A 19,903-nucleotide genomic window follows, 5' to 3' on the forward strand; every position below is an offset into this window, starting at 1 on the left:
TAACAAAACATTAACACCTACTGGCAAAATTTTGTCCTAAACTTGATCTCGACGAAATAGCTGCACCTAAATCGTGATGAAAATCACATTTTTATCATAATTGCCCTTTAAAATTCTGGGCGCCGCCCTCATGTGGTTTCAAGCCCAAAGGAAGAGTGAGGCGAGTCAGTCGTGTAATGCCAAGGCACAGGATTGATTTGTCGCAATGATTGACACGATTCCGCTTGACGCTGCGTAAGGTTTTTGTAATTTTACAGGCAACCTTTTATTCACTAACAAATAGCTGGTGGAATATATGACTATCAAAGTAGGTATCAACGGTTTTGGCCGTATCGGTCGCATTGTTTTCCGTGCTGCTCAGAAACGTTCTGACATTGAGATCGTTGCAATCAACGACCTGTTAGACGCTGATTACATGGCATACATGCTGAAATATGACTCCACTCACGGTCGTTTCGACGGCACCGTTGAAGTGAAAGACGGTCATCTGATCGTAAACGGTAAAAAAATCCGTGTTACCGCTGAACGTGATCCGGCTAACCTGAAATGGGACGAAGTTGGTGTTGACGTTGTCGCTGAAGCAACTGGTCTGTTCCTGACTGACGAAACTGCTCGTAAACACATCACCGCTGGTGCGAAAAAAGTGGTTATGACTGGTCCGTCTAAAGACAACACTCCGATGTTCGTTAAAGGCGCTAACTTCGACAAATATGCTGGCCAGGACATCGTTTCTAACGCTTCCTGCACCACCAACTGCCTGGCTCCGCTGGCTAAAGTTATCAACGATAACTTCGGCATCATCGAAGGTCTGATGACCACCGTTCACGCTACTACCGCTACTCAGAAAACCGTTGACGGCCCGTCTCACAAAGACTGGCGCGGCGGCCGTGGCGCTTCCCAGAACATCATCCCGTCCTCTACCGGTGCTGCTAAAGCTGTAGGTAAAGTACTGCCAGAACTGAATGGCAAACTGACTGGTATGGCGTTCCGTGTTCCGACTCCGAACGTATCCGTAGTTGACCTGACCGTTCGTCTGGAAAAAGCTGCAACTTACGAGCAGATCAAAGCTGCCGTTAAAGCTGCTGCTGAAGGCGAAATGAAAGGCGTTCTGGGCTACACCGAAGATGACGTAGTATCTACCGATTTCAACGGCGAAGTTTGCACTTCCGTGTTCGATGCTAAAGCGGGTATCGCTCTGAACGACAACTTCGTGAAACTGGTATCCTGGTACGACAACGAAACCGGTTACTCCAACAAAGTTCTGGATCTGATCGCTCACATCTCCAAATAAGTTGAGATGACTCTGTGATCTAAAAAGAGCGACTTCGGTCGCTCTTTTTTTTACCTGATGAAATGAAGTTAAAGGACTGCGTCATGATTAAGAAAATTTTTGCCCTTCCGGTCATCGAACAAATTTCCCCTGTCCTCTCCCGTCGTAAACTGGATGAACTGGACCTTATTGTGGTCGATCATCCCCAGGTAAAAGCCTCTTTTGCATTACAGGGCGCACACCTTCTCTCCTGGAAACCTACAGGTGAAGAAGACGTTCTGTGGTTGAGTAATAACACGCCGTTTAAAAATGGCGTCGCCATTCGCGGCGGCGTGCCGGTTTGTTGGCCGTGGTTTGGTCCGGCAGCACAGCAAGGTCTGCCTGCTCACGGTTTTGCCCGCATTCTGCCGTGGACGCTGAAATCGCACAGTGAAGATGCCGATGGCGTAGCGCTGACTTTTGAACTGACACAAAGCGACGAGACGAAAAAATACTGGCCGCACGACTTTACGCTGTTAGCGCATTTCCGCGTGGGTAAGACTTGTGAAATTGATCTTGAAGCGCACGGCGAATTTGAAACCACCTCTGCCCTGCATACCTACTTTAACGTGGGTGATATTGCTAAGGTGAGCGTCAGTGGCCTGGGCGATCGCTTCATTGATAAAGTCAATGACGCGAAAGAAGGCACTTTGACCGGGGGGATTCAGACATTCCCGGATCGTACCGATCGCGTGTATCTGAATCCGCAAGATTGTAGTGTGATTAATGACGAAGCGTTGAACCGCATTATTTCCGTTGGTCACCAACATCATCTGAACGTTGTTGGCTGGAATCCAGGTCCGGCGCTTTCAGTCAGCATGGGCGATATGCCAGATGACGGCTACAAAACCTTTGTCTGCGTAGAAACCGCTTACGCCTCTGAAGCACAAAAAACGTCCAAAGATATGCCCTCTCGTCTGGCACAATCCATCCGCGTTGCCAAACGCTAATCTGCGCTAGTTTTGTGTGCCGGATGCGATGTATCCGGCACTGCTCAGCATCACACCATATCCAGCGCAGTTTTTACTTTTGGTGCCGGATACGCTTTGTCCAGCATCGCTAATTCTTCTGGCGAAAGCACAATCTCCAGCACAGCCGCATTTTGTTGAACATGCGCGATAGTTGCCGCTTTTGGAATCGCCATCACGCCTTGATGGCTGATTACCCACGCCAGCAGAACTTGCGCCGCGCTGACATTGTGGGCATGTGCGATTTCGTTGACGACCGCGTTTTTTAGCAGTCCATTGCGCAACCGCCCAGCCTGGGCTAACGGGCTGTAAGCCATCACCGGCATCTGCTGTTGCTGGCACCAGGGGAGTAAATCGAACTCAATACCCCGTGAGCCAAGATGATAAAGCACCTGATTAGTCGCACACTGATTTCCCCCCGGCACCTGCCAGAGCTCCTGCATATCGGCATAATCAAGATTAGAAACGCCCCAGCGGCGGATTTTGCCCTGGGCGATCAATTTTTCCATCGCGGCAACAGTTTCTTCAAAAGCGAAACTGCCAGACCAGTGTAATAAATAAAGATCGAGATAATCGGTATTAAGACGGCGTAAGCTGGCTTCGCAGGCATTAATCGCTTTTTGTCCGCCAGCATTCCACGGATAGACCTTAGAGACGAGAAAGGCCTTATCACGCAGGCCAGTTAATGCTTCACCAACTACCTTTTCAGCACCACCGTCCGCATACATTTCGGCGGTATCAATGAGGGTTAAACCGAGTTCAATGCCCGCGCGCAGTGCAGCGACTTCTGTTTTGCGCTGACTGACATCTTCGCCCATAAACCATGTTCCCTGCCCTATGGCTGGCACTGAGTCCCCATCACTAAACTGAATCATTTTTTGTTGCATTGTTTCCTCCCAGGTTACGCACCACCGTAATGCAAAACAGGGCGTGACGCCCTGTTTTTATGCACAAAATGCCCTGGAAAGATGCACTATCAGAATTTGTAGGTGATCCCGGTAGAAATCAGACCTGTCCAGGACTTATCAACCATCGGGCTATCGGTAACTTCATCGGACAGACGGGTGTAGCGCGCAGTACCGTAAATGCTCCAGTCGCCCATGAAGTTGTAGTTGGCGCTCAGTTCCAGATACGGACTCCAGCTATCATTCGGGTTATAGCCACGCAGACCGCTGCGCGCAGACTCTTTACGCGATACGCCATAATAGTATTCGTTATGGTTTTCGCTGTTCCACTGCACACCGATACCCGGGGTCAGAGTCAGACCACCGTTAGTGTAACGGTACAACCAGGCCGTATCCCAGACGATACCGTTGCTGTTATCCAGTGTGTCGGCTGCCAGAGAGGTACGCAGATAACCGTACTGGGTAAAGTGAGCGTAGGACAGACCGGCCATCATAGTGCTCTTACGGTCATCCAGGTGGCGCATCTGGTGGTTGCCACTGTCTTTAGCTTTGAAGTAGAGCGGCGACCAGTAAGCGGTAATCGAAAGTTTATCCGTTGCATCGTTCCACAGGTAGTAACCACCACCTAAGCCACGGAACCAGAAGTTATCGCCTTCATAGTTGATTACCGGTACTGGGTAAACATCGGTATCGTAATCTTTATAAGGGTGTTCAACGACACCTACGCCTGCGCCCAGGGAAAATTTACCTTCAGCGTGTGCTACGCCTGCAGACGTTGCGATAAGCACTCCAAGTGCCAGAAGTTTGAGTTTGGTCACAATTAATCATTCCTTAAACAAATGTTTAGCGGGCGACAAAGTTTACCCGTCAATACATCGAAACCCAACCTTTTTACATTTTCATTTCTAAAGGTAACTGTTTAATTTTCCTGACGCTGGTGACATCAGGCTTACACCTGAATGAATTTTGCATTACCGACGGCAATATTCTTTACATTAGTTATGCAATTTTTATGGGTGAGTTGTTGATATGCCATTGAAATCCAGAAAGCCGTGCAGGCAAGTTTTCCATTTGCCATCTACGCTTAATTTTGAAGGTGTATCACCGGGCACGTTCTTCTCGCAGTCGGTAAGATGGCATGAGAGTTGCTGTGTTTTAGCAAGAGACGTCGTTCAGTTTACCTCTTCCGGGAGCCTCTACTATTCATATGAACGGCTCTTAACCTGTGCTAAAAAACGAAAGGACGGCATACCATGAATATATTCGATCACTATCGCCAGCGATATGAAGCTGCCAAGGACGAAGAGTTCACACTGCAGGAGTTTCTTACCACTTGTCGGCAAGATCGCAGTGCTTATGCCAACGCGGCTGAGCGGCTACTGATGGCTATTGGTGAGCCTGTCATGGTCGATACAGCCCAGGAACCCAGACTTTCTCGACTCTTCTCGAACCGGGTCATCGCACGTTATCCGGCGTTTGAAGAGTTTTACGGCATGGAAGACGCGATTGAACAGATTGTCTCTTATCTGAAACACGCGGCTCAGGGGCTGGAAGAGAAGAAACAAATTCTGTATCTGCTGGGGCCTGTGGGTGGGGGGAAATCGTCGCTTGCGGAGCGACTGAAATCATTAATGCAACTCGTGCCTATTTATGTATTGAGCGCCAATGGTGAGCGCAGCCCGGTCAACGATCATCCGTTCTGTCTGTTCAATCCACAGGAAGATGCGCAGATCCTCGAAAAAGAGTACGGCATTCCGCGCCGCTACCTCGGCACTATCATGTCGCCGTGGGCCGCGAAGCGCCTGCATGAATTTGGTGGCGATATCACTAAATTTCGGGTTGTGAAGGTCTGGCCGTCGATTCTACAACAAATTGCCATCGCTAAAACGGAGCCCGGCGATGAGAACAACCAGGATATCTCAGCGCTGGTAGGGAAAGTCGATATTCGTAAGCTCGAACACTACGCGCAGAACGATCCAGACGCCTATGGTTATTCCGGTGCGCTGTGCCGCGCCAACCAGGGGATCATGGAATTTGTCGAGATGTTTAAAGCACCGATTAAAGTGCTGCATCCTCTGTTGACCGCCACCCAGGAAGGCAACTACAACGGGACGGAAGGTATCTCCGCCCTGCCGTTCAACGGGATTATTCTCGCCCACTCGAACGAATCCGAATGGGTCACTTTCCGTAACAATAAAAACAACGAGGCCTTCCTCGACCGTGTCTATATCGTGAAGGTGCCGTACTGCTTGCGCATTTCCGAAGAGATTAAAATCTACGAGAAATTACTTAATCATAGTGAACTGACTCACGCACCATGCGCACCTGGCACGCTGGAAACTCTGTCACGTTTTTCCATTCTTTCGCGTCTGAAAGAGCCAGAAAACTCCAGCATTTATTCAAAGATGCGCGTTTATGATGGCGAAAGTCTGAAAGATACCGATCCGAAAGCCAAATCGTATCAGGAGTATCGGGATTACGCGGGCGTCGATGAAGGGATGAACGGTCTGTCCACACGTTTTGCGTTTAAGATCCTCTCTCGCGTGTTCAACTTCGATCACGTGGAAGTGGCAGCTAACCCGGTCCATCTGTTCTACGTTCTTGAACAGCAGATTGAGCGCGAGCAGTTCCCGCAAGAGCAGGCAGAACGCTATCTGGAGTTCCTGAAAGGTTATCTGATCCCGAAATATGCCGAGTTTATCGGCAAAGAGATCCAGACGGCTTATCTGGAGTCTTATTCCGAATATGGACAGAACATTTTCGATCGTTATGTCACCTATGCGGATTTCTGGATCCAGGATCAGGAGTATCGCGACCCGGATACCGGTCAGTTGTTTGATCGCGAGTCGCTGAACGCCGAGCTGGAGAAAATCGAAAAACCAGCGGGGATCAGCAATCCGAAAGATTTCCGTAACGAGATTGTCAACTTCGTGCTGCGCGCCAGAGCAAATAACAGCGGACGCAATCCGAACTGGACCAGTTATGAAAAACTGCGCACGGTTATTGAGAAAAAAATGTTTTCCAATACCGAAGAATTACTGCCAGTCATTTCGTTTAACGCTAAAACCTCAACCGACGAGCAGAAGAAACACGACGATTTTGTCGACCGTATGATGGAGAAAGGCTACACCCGTAAACAGGTGCGTTTACTGTGCGAATGGTATTTGCGCGTACGTAAATCCTCTTAACAACCATGGCCCGGAGCACATGCTCATGGGCCTACAACGACAGCGAACCGTAGGCCGGATAAGCGAAGCGTGTCCGGCAATACAGGTGCAGCATACAGTTGGCAAATGCAGTACGGGGGGCATATGACCTGGTTTATTGACCGGCGTCTGAACGGCAAAAACAAAAGCATGGTGAATCGCCAGCGTTTTTTACGCCGTTATAAAGCGCAAATTAAACAGTCGATCTCCGAGGCCATTAATAAGCGTTCGGTGACTGACGTCGACAGCGGCGAGTCCGTCTCCATTCCAACGGAAGATATTAGCGAACCGATGTTTCATCAGGGGCGTGGCGGCCTGCGCCATCGCGTTCACCCGGGTAACGACCATTTCATCCAGAACGATCGCATTGAACGTCCCCAGGGCGGCAGCGGCGGTTCCGGTAGTGGTCAGGGCCAGGCTAGTCAGGACGGTGAAGGTCAGGATGAATTTGTCTTCCAGATTTCGAAAGACGAATATCTCGACCTGCTGTTTGAAGATTTAGCCTTACCGAATTTAAAACAGAACCAGCAACGCCAATTGACCGAGTTTAAAACGCATCGGGCGGGTTATACCGCTAACGGCGTTCCGGCCAATATCAGCGTGGTGCGTTCATTGCAAAACTCACTGGCGAGACGTACCGCGATGACCGCAGGTAAACGGCGGGAACTTCATGCTCTGGAAGAAGATTTGGCAATCATCAGCAACAGTGAACCTGCGCAATTGCTGGAAGAGGAACGGCTACGCAAAGAGATTGCCGAATTACGCGCCAAAATTGAACGCGTTCCGTTCATCGACACCTTCGATTTACGTTATAAGAACTACGAAAAACGACCCGATCCCTCCAGTCAGGCGGTAATGTTTTGTCTGATGGACGTTTCTGGTTCAATGGATCAATCCACCAAAGATATGGCCAAACGTTTTTATATTTTGCTGTATCTGTTCCTGAGCAGAACTTACAAGAACGTGGAGGTCGTTTACATCCGCCACCATACCCAGGCGAAAGAAGTCGATGAACATGAGTTTTTCTACTCGCAGGAAACGGGTGGCACCATTGTTTCCAGCGCTCTGAAACTGATGGATGAGGTGGTGAAAGAGCGTTATAACCCGGCACAATGGAATATTTATGCCGCGCAGGCGTCGGACGGTGATAACTGGGCCGATGACTCTCCGCTTTGCCATGAAATTCTGGCGAAAAAATTGTTGCCCGTTGTTCGTTATTACAGCTATATCGAAATTACCCGTCGCGCTCATCAGACATTGTGGCGGGAATATGAGCATCTGCAATCTACATTCGAAAACTTTGCGATGCAGCATATCCGCGATCAGGATGATATTTATCCGGTGTTTCGCGAACTATTTCATAAACAAAATGCAACTACTAAAGACTAAAACCATCAGCCAGGTCATTATTCCCTGGCTGATTTTTAGTTAATTGTAAATACAGTTATTTATTATCTACATTAGTTTACAAACAACTTAAATATAACAGCGTAACCTTTACAGAACTTAGTTTCATGAAACAATCATTCGGAAAAATGATTCTGTTAGCACGCTTTTCTCAATGCTATACTTTAATTCTTTTTTACTGATAATGATAATTGATCCCGGTCAAAACTCCATTTCTCTGCAATCAATAAAATTGACTACTCAGATTGCTCTCCTTTTTTATGGTTCCCATGGGTACACAAAAATTAAAAGCACACAGCTTTTTTATTTTCAGCTTACTATTGACATTAATTTTATTTTGCATTACCACCTTATATAATGAAAACGCCAATATAAAGCTCATCCCTCAGATGAACTACCTGATGGTCGTTGTGGCTTTATTTTTCCTTAACGCCGTCATTTTCCTTTTCATGTTAATGAAGTATTTTACTAATCGAGATATTTTCCCAACCCTAATTTTAAGTCTTGCTTTTTTAAGTGGCCTTGTCTATTTAACTGAAACGATCGTTATTATTCACAAGCCTATCAGCGATAGTACGCTGATCCAGACGAAATCGAATGACGTTTCCATTTTCTATCTTTTTCGCCAACTAAGTTTTATTAGCTTAGCATCGCTGGCTCTTTTCTGTTATGACCGAAACAGCATTCTGACAAACAACAAGAAAAAAACCTGCATCCTGTTGCTGGCACTAATACCTTTTATGTTGTTTCCATTACTGGCGCACAACCTGAGCAGTTATAATCCTGACTATGCCTTATATGTCGTAGATTACTGCCCGAATAATAATACTGCGAGTTGGGGTATTAACTACACCAAGATTCTGGTTTGTCTGTGGGCATGTTTACTATTTTTTATTATCACACGGACAGGTTTAGCGAGCGAACTTTGGCCGTCAATCGCGTTATTATGTCTGGCCTCACTCTGTTGTAACTTGTTGCTACTGACTCTGGATGAATATAATTACACCATCTGGTATATCAGCCGCGGTATTGAGGTTTCCAGTAAACTGTTTGTGGTTTCTTTCCTGATTTATAACATTTTTCAGGAACTACAACTTGCCAGTAAACTGGCGGTTTATGATGTACTGACCAATATTTATAACCGCCGTCACTTTTTCAACAGTGTAGAGTCATTACTCTCTCGCCCTGTTGTGAAGGATTTTTGTATCATGCTGGTAGATATTAACCAGTTCAAACGCATAAATGCTCAGTGGGGTCATCATGTGGGCGATAAAGTTCTGGTTTCAATTGTCGATATTATCCAGCAAAGTATCCGCCCCGATGACATCTTCGCGCGTCTGGAAGGTGAAGAGTTCGGTTTACTATTTACCGAATTGAATGCTGCCCAGGCAAAAATTATCGCCGATCGGGTGCGTAAAAATGTCGAACTACTGACCGGTTTTAGTAATAGATATAATGTCCCTGAACAAATGACCATCAGCATTGGCTGTGTTTTTTCCACTGGCGACACGCGTAATATCTCGCTTGTCATGACGGAAGCTGATAAAGCGTTACGAGAAGCGAAAAATGATGGTGGCAACAAAGTGATTATTCATTATATTTGAGTGCAAAATTATTCACAGCCATGCGTTTTGCGTGGCTTTGGCATACAATTTATTATCAATACCCCTAAATTTCCCCTCCCCAGCGGCGCAGAGATGAGTATAATTAGCGCCCCTGTACCAGGCCGCAATCGAACTTTATCTGGTTTTCTCGTTTCACTAACCGAAGGAGTGCCATTTATCATGAAATTGCACCATAGAATGCTCCGGCATTTTATCGCCGCAAGTGTCATTGTGCTGACATCTTCCTTCCTTATTTTTGAACTTGTCGCCAGCGACAGGGCAATGAGTGCTTATTTGCGCTATATCGTCCAGAAAGCAGATTCCTCCTTTCTCTACGACAAGTATCAAAATCAGAGTATCGCCGCACATGTGATGCGCGCGCTTGCTGCGAAACAGTCTGAGGTGTCGCCAGAACAGCGACGTGCCATCTGTGAAGCTTTTGAATCTGCCAACAATACCCATGGCTTAAACCTGACAGCCCATACTTACGCGGGTTTACACGGAACATTGCAGACTGCATCCACTGACTGCGACACGATTGTGGAAGCTGCGGCGCTCTTACCGGCATTTGATCAGGCAGTTGAAGGCAACCGCCATCAGGATGATTATGGTTCCGGTCTTGGCATGGCCGAAGAGAAATTTCACTATTATCTCGATCTCAATGACCGCTATGTCTATTTTTATGAGCCAGTCAATGTTGAGTACTTCGCGATGAATAACTGGTCCTTCCTGCAATCAGGAAGCATTGGCATTGATCGTAAAGATATTGAAAAAGTGTTTACCGGACGTACTGTGTTATCGAGCATTTACCAGGATCAGCGTACTAAACAGAACGTGATGAGTTTGCTGACACCGGTTTATGTTGCAAGGCAGTTAAAAGGTATTGTACTGCTGGATATTAATAAGAATAATCTACGAAATATCTTTTACACTCATGATCGCCCTCTCCTCTGGCGTTTTCTTAATGTCACGCTAACCGATACAGATTCGGGACGGGACATTATTATCAACCAGAGCGAAGATAACCTGTTTCAGTATGTCAGTTACGTCCACGACTTACCTGGCGGTATTCGCGTTTCGTTATCCATTGATATTCTTTACTTTATCACGTCTTCGTGGAAAAGCGTTCTGTTCTGGATTTTGACAGCGTTAATTTTGCTGAATATGGTCCGGATGCACTTCCGCTTGTACCAGAACGTGACGCGCGAAAATATCAGTGATGCGATGACCGGACTGTATAATCGCAAAATATTAACGCCTGAACTGGAGCAGCGTTTGCAGAAACTGGTGCAATCCGGTTCTTCTGTCATGTTTATTGCAATTGACATGGACAAGTTAAAGCAAATTAATGACACCCTTGGTCATCAGGAGGGCGATTTAGCGATTACATTATTAGCCCAGGCGATTAAGCAGTCGATTCGTAAAAGCGATTATGCCATCCGTCTCGGTGGCGATGAATTTTGCATCATTCTGGTCGATTCGACGCCGCAAATTGCCGCGCAACTGCCTGAACGTATCGAAAAACGCCTGCAACATATCGCGCCGAAGAAAGAGATCGGCTTCTCTTCAGGTATTTACGCGATGAAGGAAAACGATACGTTACATGATGCGTATAAAGCTTCTGATGAACGTTTATATGTCAATAAGCAGAACAAAAACAGCCGTTCATGATAATCTTCTGTGGTTATTTGGTTATAATTCCAGGAGCGTGAAATGACTGAAATGACTAAAGGAAGCGTGACGCATCAGCGGTTAATCGCTTTATTATCACAAGAAGGTGCTAACTACCGCATCGTTACCCACGAAGCGGTAGGTAAATGCGAAGCGGTGTCAGAAATTCGTGGCACCGCTTTGGGTCAGGGAGCTAAAGCACTGGTGTGTAAAGTCAAAGGTAATGGCGTAAATCAGCATGTTCTGGCGATCCTCGCAGCCGATCAACAGGCTGATCTTAGTAAACTCGCCAGTCACATCGGTGGGCTACGCGCTTCGCTGGCCAGCCCGGCGGAAGTCGATGAACTGACAGGCTGTGTCTTTGGCGCTATCCCCCCCTTCAGCTTCCACCCAAAACTCAAACTGGTTGCCGACCCACTACTCTTTGAGCGATTCGATGAGATTGCCTTCAACGCAGGCATGCTGGATAAATCTGTAATTCTGAACACCACAGATTACTTGCGCATTGCGCAACCAGAACTGGTCAAATTCCGCCGTACTGCGTAACTAGCTGGTCCGTTCAATAAGCAGAACGGACAGTACTAACACAACTGCAATGGCAAAAAACGATGACGTGATAATCAGTGTCTCAACGAGCATTTGATCGTTCATGGTTTTCCCCCAGAAGATACCTGTTTTCACGTTATTGTTAGCGTGTACAAGTGGCAATTTGATGACAATTTGCCTGATTTTTTATGCATAACACGTAATTTTTTTCTGCTTCCTTTCAGCAGCAGGCGTAAAGTAGGCGGGGTTATTATTTTTTGGCAAGGAAACCACGATGTTTGATGTCACTTTGCTGATCCTGCTCGGCTTAGCTGCGCTGGGCTTTATCAGCCACAACACCACTGTCGCCGTTTCAATTCTGGTGTTGATCATTGTCCGCGTCACACCGTTAAGCACCTTTTTTCCGTGGATCGAGAAACAGGGACTGAGTATCGGGATAATCATTCTGACCATTGGCGTAATGGCCCCTATTGCCAGCGGAACACTGCCCCCCTCGACACTGATTCACTCGTTTCTGAACTGGAAATCGCTGGTAGCGATTGCCGTGGGAGTGATTGTCTCCTGGCTTGGCGGACGCGGCGTGACGTTAATGGGCAGCCAGCCGCAACTGGTCGCCGGGCTGCTGGTAGGCACAATTTTAGGTGTGGCACTGTTTCGCGGTGTACCGGTCGGCCCGCTTATTGCCGCGGGACTGGTCTCTCTGATCATCGGGAAACAGTAGACTGTTTTCGAACTCAAAACTGGCACAACAAAAAACCAACAGCCACAAAGTGCTATAGTGACGTGGTAAATCATGCGTGAAAGGGAGAACAAACACGATGAATATTCAGTGTAAACGCGTTTATGATCCGGCTGAACAGAGCGATGGTTATCGCGTACTGGTCGACCGCCTCTGGCCGCGTGGTATCAAAAAAACTGATTTAGCACTTGATGAGTGGGATAAAGAGATCACACCATCAACAGAGTTGCGCAAAGCCTTTCACGGAGAAGTGGTCGATTTTAAAACCTTTCGCGAACAATATCTTGCTGAACTGGCGCAACACGAGTCGGAAGGGAAACGGCTGGCGGAAATCGCTCAAAAACAGCCGCTGACCCTGCTCTACTCGGCAAAAAATACCACGCAAAACCATGCACTGGTACTGGCCGACTGGCTACGCAGCTTGTGATTTTAGCATGGCATCCGGCTGTTATTTTTCACCAGCCGGATGATCCCGCCGCCATAACGCCCATTCATCAATCGTTTCACCACCCGGCAATTTGCAATTGTTACTGACCCCTTGCGGTGTCTGCACCGGAATGAGCGTACCGCCTTTCTGCTGACAGTAGACCGAAGCCGGATTCGCCATGCCAACCTGCGGCGGTTTTGGCGCATCCGGCTGAGAAGTAGTTGAACACCCTGCCAGAATTAGCAGGCAAGGCAGAGCAAAACTGAGAATTTTCATATATTGATCCCGCACATTTATCTACGCCTTAGAATATCGCGGTATCGTTTTGTTTTGCAGCACTATTTCTTTTACATTCACTTAAAATATATTACAGCTAGTTTCATCTTCGTTGATGATGTTTTATCATGCCTGTAAAGATTAAATAATCAGCATTTTACCCGCAGCATCCTGGAGTTCTTTCGTGTCAGATCAGATCATTGCCCGCGTTTCGCAGTCTCTCGCCTCAGAACATTCTCTCGAAAGTCTGGTTCGGCAGCTTCTGGAGATGCTGGAAATGGTCACCGACATGGAGTCGACTTATCTGACAAAAGTGGATATTGACGCGCGCCTGCAACATATTCTGTTCGCCCGTAATAGCCAGAAAATGCACATTCCGGAGAATTTTACTGTCTCGTGGGATTACTCGTTGTGCAAACGCGCCATTGATGAAAACTGTTTTTTCAGCGATGAAGTTCCCGATCGTTGGGGTGACTGCATCGCAGCCCGCAATCTCGGCATCACGACATTCCTGAGCACGCCGGTTCACTTACCGGATGGTTCATTCTATGGCACGCTTTGCGCCGCCAGCAGCGAGAAGCGTCCGTGGAGTGAGCGCGCAGAGCAGGTTTTACAGTTATTCGCCGGGCTGATTGCACAATATATTCAAAAAGAGGCGCTGGTTGAGCAATTACGTGAAGCCAATGCCGCTTTGATTGCGCAGTCGTATACTGACTCTTTAACTGGGCTACCTAATCGGCGGGCGATTTTTGATAACCTGAAGACGCTGTTTTCTCTTGCCCGGCATCTGAAGCGTAAAGCCATGATTGCCTTTATCGACCTGGATAACTTCAAGCTAATCAATGACCGTTTTGGCCACAATAGCGGCGATCTGTTTCTTATTCAGGTTGGTGAGCGCCTCAATAAGCTGCATCAAAATGGCGAGATTATTGGTCGTCTCGGCGGCGATGAATTTTTAGTCGTATCTCTGGTTAATGAAAACGCGGATATCCCATCACTGCGTGAGCGTATTCAACAGCAAATACGTGGAGAATATCACTTGGGCGATATTGAGCTGTTTTATCCTGGTGCCAGTCTTGGCATAGTTGAAGTGGATCCTGAAACAACCGACGCAGACAGTGCCCTGCATGCTGCCGATATCGCGATGTATCAGGAGAAAAAACACAAAGAAAAAACACCTTTTATCGCGCATTCTGACAGGCATTCCTGAGGCATATTCACATCCTTTTCTTTGGTGGTAACATGCGAATCGGTATTATCTTTCCCGTCGTAATCTTTATTACGGCAGTCGTATTTTTAGCGTGGTTTTTTATTGGCGGCTATGCGGCCCCAGGGGCATGAAGATGAAAAAAACAACGATTATCATGATGGGCGTGGCGATTATTGTCGTTCTTGGCACCGAGCTGGGATGGTGGTAACACTACGTCGGTAAAAATAGCAAAGGCTGCCTGTCGGCAGCCTTTGTGTTTTTCAGCATTAACTTTTGACTTTTCTGTAGATAAACAACACGACAAGCGCACCAATCACGGCAACAACAAAACTACCAAAGTTAAAGCCATCGACTTTGCCAAAACCAAACAGTGTACTGATCCATCCACCAACTACGGCACCGATAATTCCCAGCAGGATGGTCATAAAGAATCCACCACCATCTTTACCAGGCATGATCCACTTCGCCAGAATACCGGCAATAAGTCCAAAAATAATCCATGACAGAATGCCCATTGTTTCCTCACTTATCTGTTTTGCATTAGCGGGTTAGTCGCTGATAAAAAGCATAGCACAACATAAGAGAAGCAAGAATTGTGATGTGTGTCACAGAGGATTTTTTTTGCGATGGCGCTGAATTAGCGCCATCTGACATTAGCAATTATTACCAACCACAAACATCATGTTCGTTTTCCGTGTCATATGAACGCACGGTATTGACGAGATCTTTTATTACTTCAGCCGCCACTTCTGGCACCAGCAAGGTCATCGGCGTCTCTGTTTCGTAATCGACAGAAACACCATTACTGTTATTGGTGACGGTTACGGTATACGTTGCTTTGCCCATGATTCATTTCCCGCTATGAATGACTTTCCGTTGTTTTGCACCTTCCATCAGGACTTCAGGAGCAACGAAGAAGTCAATGTTGAAATAAGTATCGTCAGTCATGGCTTCAATATTGTGCCACTTTTCTGGCGGGAACACCGCGAATTGACCTGCTTCGATGAGGATCACCTGATCAGGTTCTGCGCTATGTTCATCGGCGTAGCCGAGATATTTGACCGCCCCATGCATAACGGACAGGCGTGGATAAACACCCGGACGCGTTCCTTTATCAAGATGACGTTCGAATATTCCGGCAGGCGCAGTTTGTTTATTCCAGAAAGGTGTTGAGCGCGTATGAATGTAGTTCTGTGGGATTTGCAGCATCCTTTTCCCTCCTTCAGTAAATATGCTGAAAACCATTTATTTCAGCCGTTTCAGAGTACGCCTGATAATTTGCATTTTAAATACCATTTATTGGTTACTTTTTAGCATCATCAAACGGTGAATACAGATGCATTTCAGGAGGGAAGCCCGCAGCATCGCGGGCTGAAAGCATTAAGACTGCAGCGTCGCCAGTCGTGCGGCAAAACCAACAAACATCAGACCAATCAGCGAGTTGCCCACTTTGGCTAGTTTCTTCTTGGTGCGAATGTATTGCGTGACAAATGCACCTGAAATAATCAGGAAGCTCAAATAACAGAAGCTTACCAATTCCAGTGTTGTCGCCAAAATAAAGAATGAAATCCCAGTATGTGGCGCATTGACATCAATAAACTGTACGAAAAACGACACATAGAACAAAATGGCTTTCGGATTGGTCAGACTCAAAATTAATGCGCGCTTGAAGATGGCACCATATTGTGGCTCATCTGATTTAGCCTCGTTATTTTTACCTTTCAGGGTGGCGTAAAGAATTTTACCCCCCAGATAGAGCAAATAAAACGCGCCAAGATAACGTACGATATTGAATAATATCGGTGTGGTCTTAATTAAGGTTGCGACACCAGCCCACGCCAGAAACATCAATACCGCGTCACCGATGAATACACCGCAGGCCGCAAGATAACCGCCTTTCACTCCACTGCTGACGCTATTTTTAAGCACAAACAGGGTATTCGGCCCAGGCACCAACACGATAAAAATGGCACCAACCAGATAGGTCCAGTAATTCAGAACCCCATATTCTGCGAACACATTAACCTCTTTAATTCTCTTTGGATCATGCGCGATTAAAGGTGAATATGCTAACCAATCCGCAACGGCTTAGAAAGGAGAAAATCAGGTTTTAACCTGACAATAACTGGACAATTGAATTGTTATTCATGCCTGGTCCAGTGAAAAATTCGGATAGTGTTGGGAAAAATACTGGCGTAAAAACTCTACCGTTATCCGCACCTTCGCTGACATCGCCAGCCTTGATACATATACCGCCCAGACATTCGCTGGCTGGTAATATTCCGGTAGCACTTGCGCTAAATGACCACTGGCAATATTTTCACTGACATCCCACCAGGAGCGCAGCGCAATCCCCTGGCCATCGAAGCACCACTGATGCACAATTTACCCATGGTTAGACAACATCGGCCCGGTAACTTTAATCGTATGCTGCCCTTCTTTATTGCACAATTGCCAGACACCAAACCTGGCAGCGATTGAAGAAGTGATTACTCACGGGCCAAAAACACCGGATATGAAAGGCAATGCCACCACGCCACAATTTACTGACGCTATTTGCAAAATTATTTTGCGTTAAGGTCAAACCAGTTTATTTGAACCGACTGGTGTTGGATTTGTAGTTTATCCGAAGCCGGATGCAGCGCATAACGCACCTTGTCCGGCTTACGCACGTTTTATTGCGGATATTCCTGCAATAAATTGTGTAATGCTTCCGCCATCAGCGCACCACGCCAGCCGGAAATCAGCTCTGGCAAATTATTCTGTGGTTTTAATTTCCAGTGCCAGTTCAGCAGTTGGTTGATTTGCCGACGCGATGCCAGCAATTCGACGCTGATCTTGTGCGTTTCACCCACGTCAGTAATCAGCGACTTAATCGCTTTAAACGCTTTGCGATAACCTGGCATATCCATCAGGTTAAGCATCGGCTGCGGCAAGGCCTCTTCTGGCAATGCCTGCGCTTTCTCTACCAGCGCCAACAACGTCTTACCGTGGAAGCGGATTTCGCTACCGGATAAGCCCAGGCTATCCAGCTCGCCCAGACTGCCCGGCATATAACGCGCTACCGACCACAAATGCTCTTCACGCACGACAAAGTTCACCGCCAGATCGCGCTCCCGAGCCTTACGCAGCCGCCAGTCGGCTAGCAGTTGCAGACAGGCGAGTTGGCGCGTGCGTAATTGCCAGGCATTGGTGATATCACGCCATGCGTCTTCTGGCGCAACGATCTCCTGACGACGCGTTTGCATCAGGCGGCATTCATCCAGTGCCGCAGGTAGCCAACCAGAGGCTTCCGTTTCAACCATCAGCTTTGCGGCGATCGGTAACAGATACCAGACGTCCGCCGCCGCGTATTCGCATTGACGCTCGGTTAGCGGTCTGGCCAGCCAGTCGGTGCGCGATTCGCTCTTGTCGAGCGTAACGCCGGAATACTCTTCCACCATAGAGGCAAAGCCCCATGACATCGGGCGTCCACAGAATGCGGCGAGGATTTGCGTGTCAATCAGAGGTTGTGGTAACTCACCAAAGACATTGAGGAACACTTCCAGATCTTCACTGCCCGCATGGAGAAATTTGGTGATGGAAGGATCGCGCAGGATCGCTTTCAGCGGTGACCAGTCGGTGATCCCGAGTGGATCGATTAGCGCCAGATGTTCGCCATCAAAAAGTTGAATCAACCCAAGTTGCGGGTAATAGGTGCGCGTACGTACAAATTCAGTATCCAGGGCTATCGCCGGAAAGGCACGGACGGCTTCACACAAAGAAGCCAGCGCATCGTCCGTGGTAATCATTTGGTAATTCAAATTGTATTCTCTTTAGTGGGCGTCAAAAAAAACGCCGGATTAACCGGCGTCTGACGACTGACTTAACGCTCAGGCTTTATTGTCCACTTTGCCGCGCGCTTCGTCACGTAATTCTCGTCGCAAAATTTTTCCGACGTTAGATTTCGGTAACTCATCACGAAACTCCACCAGCTTCGGTACTTTATAGCCTGTGAGCTGACGGCGGCAAAAAGTCACCAGTGATTCTTCCGTGAGTGACGAGTCTTTTTTCACCACGAAAATTTTCACCGCTTCACCGCTGGAACCGGAAGGTACGCCAACAGCCGCCACTTCCTGTACACCTGGGTGCTGCATGACCACATCTTCAATCTCATTGGGGTAGACGTTAAAGCCAGAAACCAGAATCATGTCTTTTTTACGATCGACAATGCGCAGGAATCCTTCTTCATCCATCACCGCGATGTCGCCGGTGTGTAACCAGCCATTTTTGATGATTTCATCGGTAGCATCCGGACGCTGCCAGTAGCCCAGCATCACCTGCGGCCCTTTGACACAAAGCTCACCCGGTTGACCCGGCGGTACTTCGTTATCGTCGTCATCAACCAACTTGGCTTCGGTCGACGGCACCGGCAAACCAATGCTACCGCTATGATAATCAATATCATACGGGTTAACGCTGACCAGCGGTGCACACTCGGTCAGGCCATAACCTTCCAGCAGATATTGTCCGGTCAGTTTCACCCAGCGTTCTGCCACCACTTGCTGAACAGGCATCCCACCACCAGCGGAAAGATGCAGACTGGAGAAATCCAGTTGCTGGAATTCTTTATTGTTCAGCAACGCGTTGAACAACGTGTTAACGCCGGTGATCGCGGTAAACGGATATTTCGCCAGCTCTTTCACCAGCCCCGGAATATCACGTGGGTTAGTAATAAGCAGATTCTGCCCGCCCAGTTCGATAAACAGCAGGCAGTTAATGGTCAATGCGAAAATGTGATACAGCGGCAATGCCGTCACCACCAGCTCTTTACCCGGATACAACAGCGGCCCGTAGGTCGCGTTAACCTGTTCCAGATTTGCCAGCATATTGCGGTGAGTCAGCATTGCGCCTTTCGCCACGCCAGTGGTGCCGCCGGTGTATTGCAGGAAGGCTAAATCTTCCGGCACCAGTTCAGGTTTTACGTACTGCATCCGGTAACCATTATGCAGAGCGCTACGAAATGAAATGGCATCTGGCAGATGATATTTCGGCACCAGACGCTTGATGTATTTAACAACGAAGTTAACCAGCGTCCCTTTCGCCGTAGAAAGCTGATCGCCCATACGTGTCAGAATCACGTGCTGGACAGCGGTTTTATCAACCACTTTTTCCAGGGTATGGGCAAAGTTGGACACGATGACAATCGCAGATGCGCCGCTGTCGTTGAGCTGATGCTCAAGCTCGCGCGGGGTATATAACGGATTGACGTTTACGACGATCATCCCGGCGCGCAAAATGCCGAACAGCGCCACCGGATATTGCAATAAGTTAGGCATCATCAGCGCAACGCGATCGCCCTTCTTCAGCCCCAGCCCTTGTTGTAAATACGCGGCGAACGCACGACTGCGCTCTTCCAGTTTGCGGAAGGTCATCACCTCCCCCATATTCACAAACGCGGGCTTGTCGGCATAGCGCACGACCGATTGCTCAAACATATCTACCAGAGATTGATAACGGTCAGGGTTGATCTCCGTCGGAACATCCGCGGGATAACGGTTAAGCCAAACCTTCTTCAATTCTTCACCTCTAAAATGCGTGTTCGTCGTCATCGCAACCCCAAGTGATATACATATTATTAACATAATATTAACTC

Annotated in this window: 22 protein-coding genes and 2 pseudogenes; 13 read left to right on the forward strand and 11 right to left on the reverse strand. The window is 47.7% G+C overall.

Annotation, left to right across the window (positions count from 1 at the left end):
- Positions 1 to 295: 295 nt before the first annotated feature.
- Both gapA and BEA93_RS03340 read left to right on the forward strand, forming a co-directional pair.
- Entirely contained in the window at positions 296 to 1,291 is a 996-nt protein-coding gene (gene gapA / locus BEA93_RS03335; protein WP_000153502.1) for a glyceraldehyde-3-phosphate dehydrogenase, read from the forward strand.
- Between the two features lie 83 nt (positions 1,292 to 1,374).
- Entirely contained in the window at positions 1,375 to 2,259 is an 885-nt protein-coding gene (locus BEA93_RS03340; RefSeq protein ID WP_105224309.1) for a D-hexose-6-phosphate mutarotase, read from the forward strand.
- A gap of 50 nt (positions 2,260 to 2,309) precedes the next feature.
- On the opposite strand, the gene yeaE is transcribed toward BEA93_RS03340, so the two are convergent.
- Positions 2,310 to 3,164, reverse strand: coding sequence for a methylglyoxal reductase YeaE (gene yeaE / locus BEA93_RS03345; RefSeq protein ID WP_001186329.1), 855 nt, complete (start codon positions 3,162 to 3,164; stop codon positions 2,310 to 2,312).
- An 89-nt stretch (positions 3,165 to 3,253) separates the two neighbouring features.
- A complete protein-coding gene (gene mipA, locus BEA93_RS03350; RefSeq protein ID WP_000163778.1) occupies positions 3,254 to 4,000 on the reverse strand; it encodes a scaffolding protein MipA in 747 nt (248 codons plus the stop codon).
- A 435-nt stretch (positions 4,001 to 4,435) separates the two neighbouring features.
- On the opposite strand from mipA, the gene yeaG reads away from it, so the two are divergent.
- The 5 genes from yeaG (at position 4,436) to yeaK (ending at position 11,616) form a co-directional block, all read left to right on the forward strand.
- Complete coding sequence (gene yeaG, locus BEA93_RS03355) at positions 4,436 to 6,370, forward strand: protein kinase YeaG (protein ID WP_001019882.1); 1,935 nt, start codon at positions 4,436 to 4,438, stop codon at positions 6,368 to 6,370.
- A 123-nt stretch (positions 6,371 to 6,493) separates the two neighbouring features.
- Positions 6,494 to 7,777: a YeaH/YhbH family protein gene (locus tag BEA93_RS03360; RefSeq protein WP_000219671.1), complete on the forward strand. Its 1,284-nt coding sequence runs from the start codon at positions 6,494 to 6,496 to the stop codon at positions 7,775 to 7,777.
- 278 nt (positions 7,778 to 8,055) lie between these two features.
- Complete coding sequence (locus tag BEA93_RS03365; RefSeq protein WP_001516280.1) at positions 8,056 to 9,399, forward strand: sensor domain-containing diguanylate cyclase; 1,344 nt, start codon at positions 8,056 to 8,058, stop codon at positions 9,397 to 9,399.
- Between the two features lie 180 nt (positions 9,400 to 9,579).
- Positions 9,580 to 11,070, forward strand: a complete 1,491-nt coding sequence (gene dgcJ, locus BEA93_RS03370; RefSeq protein WP_001516279.1) for a diguanylate cyclase DgcJ — start codon at positions 9,580 to 9,582, stop codon at positions 11,068 to 11,070.
- 42 nt (positions 11,071 to 11,112) lie between these two features.
- Positions 11,113 to 11,616, forward strand: coding sequence for a mischarged aminoacyl-tRNA deacylase (gene yeaK, locus BEA93_RS03375; RefSeq protein ID WP_016248639.1), 504 nt, complete (start codon positions 11,113 to 11,115; stop codon positions 11,614 to 11,616).
- On the opposite strand, the gene yoaI is transcribed toward yeaK, so the two are convergent.
- Positions 11,617 to 11,721: a small membrane protein YoaI gene (gene yoaI, locus BEA93_RS03380; protein WP_050558860.1), complete on the reverse strand. Its 105-nt coding sequence runs from the start codon at positions 11,719 to 11,721 to the stop codon at positions 11,617 to 11,619. It abuts the gene before it with no gap.
- 169 nt (positions 11,722 to 11,890) lie between these two features.
- Between yoaI and BEA93_RS03385 the strand changes: the two genes are divergently transcribed.
- Together BEA93_RS03385 and BEA93_RS03390 are read left to right on the forward strand one after the other, a co-directional pair.
- Positions 11,891 to 12,337: a DUF441 domain-containing protein gene (locus BEA93_RS03385; protein WP_001516278.1), complete on the forward strand. Its 447-nt coding sequence runs from the start codon at positions 11,891 to 11,893 to the stop codon at positions 12,335 to 12,337.
- A 97-nt stretch (positions 12,338 to 12,434) separates the two neighbouring features.
- Positions 12,435 to 12,782 (forward strand): DUF488 domain-containing protein, encoded by a 348-nt coding sequence (locus BEA93_RS03390; protein WP_001516277.1) that lies wholly within the window; start codon positions 12,435 to 12,437, stop codon positions 12,780 to 12,782.
- 21 nt (positions 12,783 to 12,803) lie between these two features.
- Here BEA93_RS03390 and BEA93_RS03395 read toward each other — a convergent pair whose 3' ends face one another.
- On the reverse strand, positions 12,804 to 13,058 hold the full coding sequence (locus tag BEA93_RS03395; protein ID WP_001516276.1) for a putative hemolysin: 255 nt from the start codon (positions 13,056 to 13,058) through the stop codon (positions 12,804 to 12,806).
- A 184-nt stretch (positions 13,059 to 13,242) separates the two neighbouring features.
- On the opposite strand from BEA93_RS03395, the gene BEA93_RS03400 reads away from it, so the two are divergent.
- The 3 genes from BEA93_RS03400 to yoaJ are packed head-to-tail and all read left to right on the forward strand — an operon-like array spanning position 13,243 to position 14,476.
- The gene (locus BEA93_RS03400) at positions 13,243 to 14,268 is read left to right on the forward strand and encodes a sensor domain-containing diguanylate cyclase (RefSeq protein ID WP_001516275.1); all 1,026 of its coding nucleotides are present in this window, start codon (positions 13,243 to 13,245) and stop codon (positions 14,266 to 14,268) included.
- A 32-nt stretch (positions 14,269 to 14,300) separates the two neighbouring features.
- Entirely contained in the window at positions 14,301 to 14,399 is a 99-nt protein-coding gene (locus BEA93_RS03405; protein WP_001219350.1) for a YoaK family small membrane protein, read from the forward strand.
- A gap of 2 nt (positions 14,400 to 14,401) precedes the next feature.
- On the forward strand, positions 14,402 to 14,476 hold the full coding sequence (yoaJ, locus tag BEA93_RS03410; RefSeq protein ID WP_001386836.1) for a protein YoaJ: 75 nt from the start codon (positions 14,402 to 14,404) through the stop codon (positions 14,474 to 14,476).
- A 58-nt stretch (positions 14,477 to 14,534) separates the two neighbouring features.
- On the opposite strand, the gene BEA93_RS03415 is transcribed toward yoaJ, so the two are convergent.
- The 5 genes and pseudogenes from BEA93_RS03415 to BEA93_RS03435 form a co-directional block, all read right to left on the reverse strand.
- On the reverse strand, positions 14,535 to 14,783 hold the full coding sequence (locus BEA93_RS03415; protein ID WP_000512152.1) for a GlsB/YeaQ/YmgE family stress response membrane protein: 249 nt from the start codon (positions 14,781 to 14,783) through the stop codon (positions 14,535 to 14,537).
- 148 nt (positions 14,784 to 14,931) lie between these two features.
- Complete coding sequence (locus tag BEA93_RS03420; protein WP_000513737.1) at positions 14,932 to 15,114, reverse strand: DUF1869 domain-containing protein; 183 nt, start codon at positions 15,112 to 15,114, stop codon at positions 14,932 to 14,934.
- Between the two features lie 3 nt (positions 15,115 to 15,117).
- Positions 15,118 to 15,477 carry a DUF1971 domain-containing protein YeaR gene (gene yeaR, locus BEA93_RS03425; RefSeq protein ID WP_000939314.1) on the reverse strand — a complete coding sequence of 120 codons (360 nt, stop codon included), beginning with the start codon at positions 15,475 to 15,477 and terminating at the stop codon, positions 15,118 to 15,120.
- A 171-nt stretch (positions 15,478 to 15,648) separates the two neighbouring features.
- Positions 15,649 to 16,287 carry a leucine efflux protein LeuE gene (leuE, locus tag BEA93_RS03430; protein WP_000457213.1) on the reverse strand — a complete coding sequence of 213 codons (639 nt, stop codon included), beginning with the start codon at positions 16,285 to 16,287 and terminating at the stop codon, positions 15,649 to 15,651.
- A 126-nt stretch (positions 16,288 to 16,413) separates the two neighbouring features.
- A pseudogene (locus tag BEA93_RS03435) lies at positions 16,414 to 16,734 on the reverse strand (LysR substrate-binding domain-containing protein); the annotation flags it as partial.
- Position 16,735: 1 nt separating this feature from the next.
- Here BEA93_RS03435 and BEA93_RS25545 point away from each other — a divergent pair.
- A pseudogene (locus BEA93_RS25545) lies at positions 16,736 to 16,846 on the forward strand (tartrate dehydrogenase); the annotation flags it as partial.
- 97 nt (positions 16,847 to 16,943) lie between these two features.
- Here the strand turns inward: BEA93_RS25545 and rnd are convergent.
- Complete coding sequence (gene rnd, locus BEA93_RS03445; protein WP_123057406.1) at positions 16,944 to 18,059, reverse strand: ribonuclease D; 1,116 nt, start codon at positions 18,057 to 18,059, stop codon at positions 16,944 to 16,946.
- Between the two features lie 81 nt (positions 18,060 to 18,140).
- A complete protein-coding gene (gene fadD, locus BEA93_RS03450) occupies positions 18,141 to 19,826 on the reverse strand; it encodes a long-chain-fatty-acid--CoA ligase FadD (protein ID WP_105224307.1) in 1,686 nt (561 codons plus the stop codon).
- Between the last annotated feature and the right edge of the window lie 77 nt (positions 19,827 to 19,903).

The sequence above is a fragment of the Escherichia sp. MOD1-EC5950 genome (genome assembly GCF_002965345.1).
Taxonomy (GTDB): Bacteria; Pseudomonadota; Gammaproteobacteria; order Enterobacterales; family Enterobacteriaceae; genus Escherichia; species Escherichia marmotae.

Bases quoted from the DNA above. Each gene is read 5' to 3' on its own strand.
- gapA (WP_000153502.1), top strand. From the start codon at position 296: ATGACTATCAAAGTAGGTATCAACGGTTTTGGCCGTATCGGTCGCATT.
- BEA93_RS03340 (WP_105224309.1), top strand. From the start codon at position 1,375: ATGATTAAGAAAATTTTTGCCCTTCCGGTCATCGAACAAATTTCCCCT.
- yeaE (WP_001186329.1), bottom strand. From the start codon at position 3,164: ATGCAACAAAAAATGATTCAGTTTAGTGATGGGGACTCAGTGCCAGCC.
- yeaG (WP_001019882.1), top strand. From the start codon at position 4,436: ATGAATATATTCGATCACTATCGCCAGCGATATGAAGCTGCCAAGGAC.
- BEA93_RS03360 (WP_000219671.1), top strand. From the start codon at position 6,494: ATGACCTGGTTTATTGACCGGCGTCTGAACGGCAAAAACAAAAGCATG.
- BEA93_RS03365 (WP_001516280.1), top strand. From the start codon at position 8,056: ATGGTTCCCATGGGTACACAAAAATTAAAAGCACACAGCTTTTTTATT.
- dgcJ (WP_001516279.1), top strand. From the start codon at position 9,580: ATGAAATTGCACCATAGAATGCTCCGGCATTTTATCGCCGCAAGTGTC.
- yeaK (WP_016248639.1), top strand. From the start codon at position 11,113: ATGACTGAAATGACTAAAGGAAGCGTGACGCATCAGCGGTTAATCGCT.
- yoaI (WP_050558860.1), bottom strand. From the start codon at position 11,721: ATGAACGATCAAATGCTCGTTGAGACACTGATTATCACGTCATCGTTT.
- BEA93_RS03385 (WP_001516278.1), top strand. From the start codon at position 11,891: ATGTTTGATGTCACTTTGCTGATCCTGCTCGGCTTAGCTGCGCTGGGC.
- BEA93_RS03390 (WP_001516277.1), top strand. From the start codon at position 12,435: ATGAATATTCAGTGTAAACGCGTTTATGATCCGGCTGAACAGAGCGAT.
- BEA93_RS03395 (WP_001516276.1), bottom strand. From the start codon at position 13,058: ATGAAAATTCTCAGTTTTGCTCTGCCTTGCCTGCTAATTCTGGCAGGG.
- BEA93_RS03405 (WP_001219350.1), top strand. From the start codon at position 14,301: ATGCGAATCGGTATTATCTTTCCCGTCGTAATCTTTATTACGGCAGTC.
- BEA93_RS03415 (WP_000512152.1), bottom strand. From the start codon at position 14,783: ATGGGCATTCTGTCATGGATTATTTTTGGACTTATTGCCGGTATTCTG.
- BEA93_RS03420 (WP_000513737.1), bottom strand. From the start codon at position 15,114: ATGGGCAAAGCAACGTATACCGTAACCGTCACCAATAACAGTAATGGT.
- yeaR (WP_000939314.1), bottom strand. From the start codon at position 15,477: ATGCTGCAAATCCCACAGAACTACATTCATACGCGCTCAACACCTTTC.
- rnd (WP_123057406.1), bottom strand. From the start codon at position 18,059: ATGATTACCACGGACGATGCGCTGGCTTCTTTGTGTGAAGCCGTCCGT.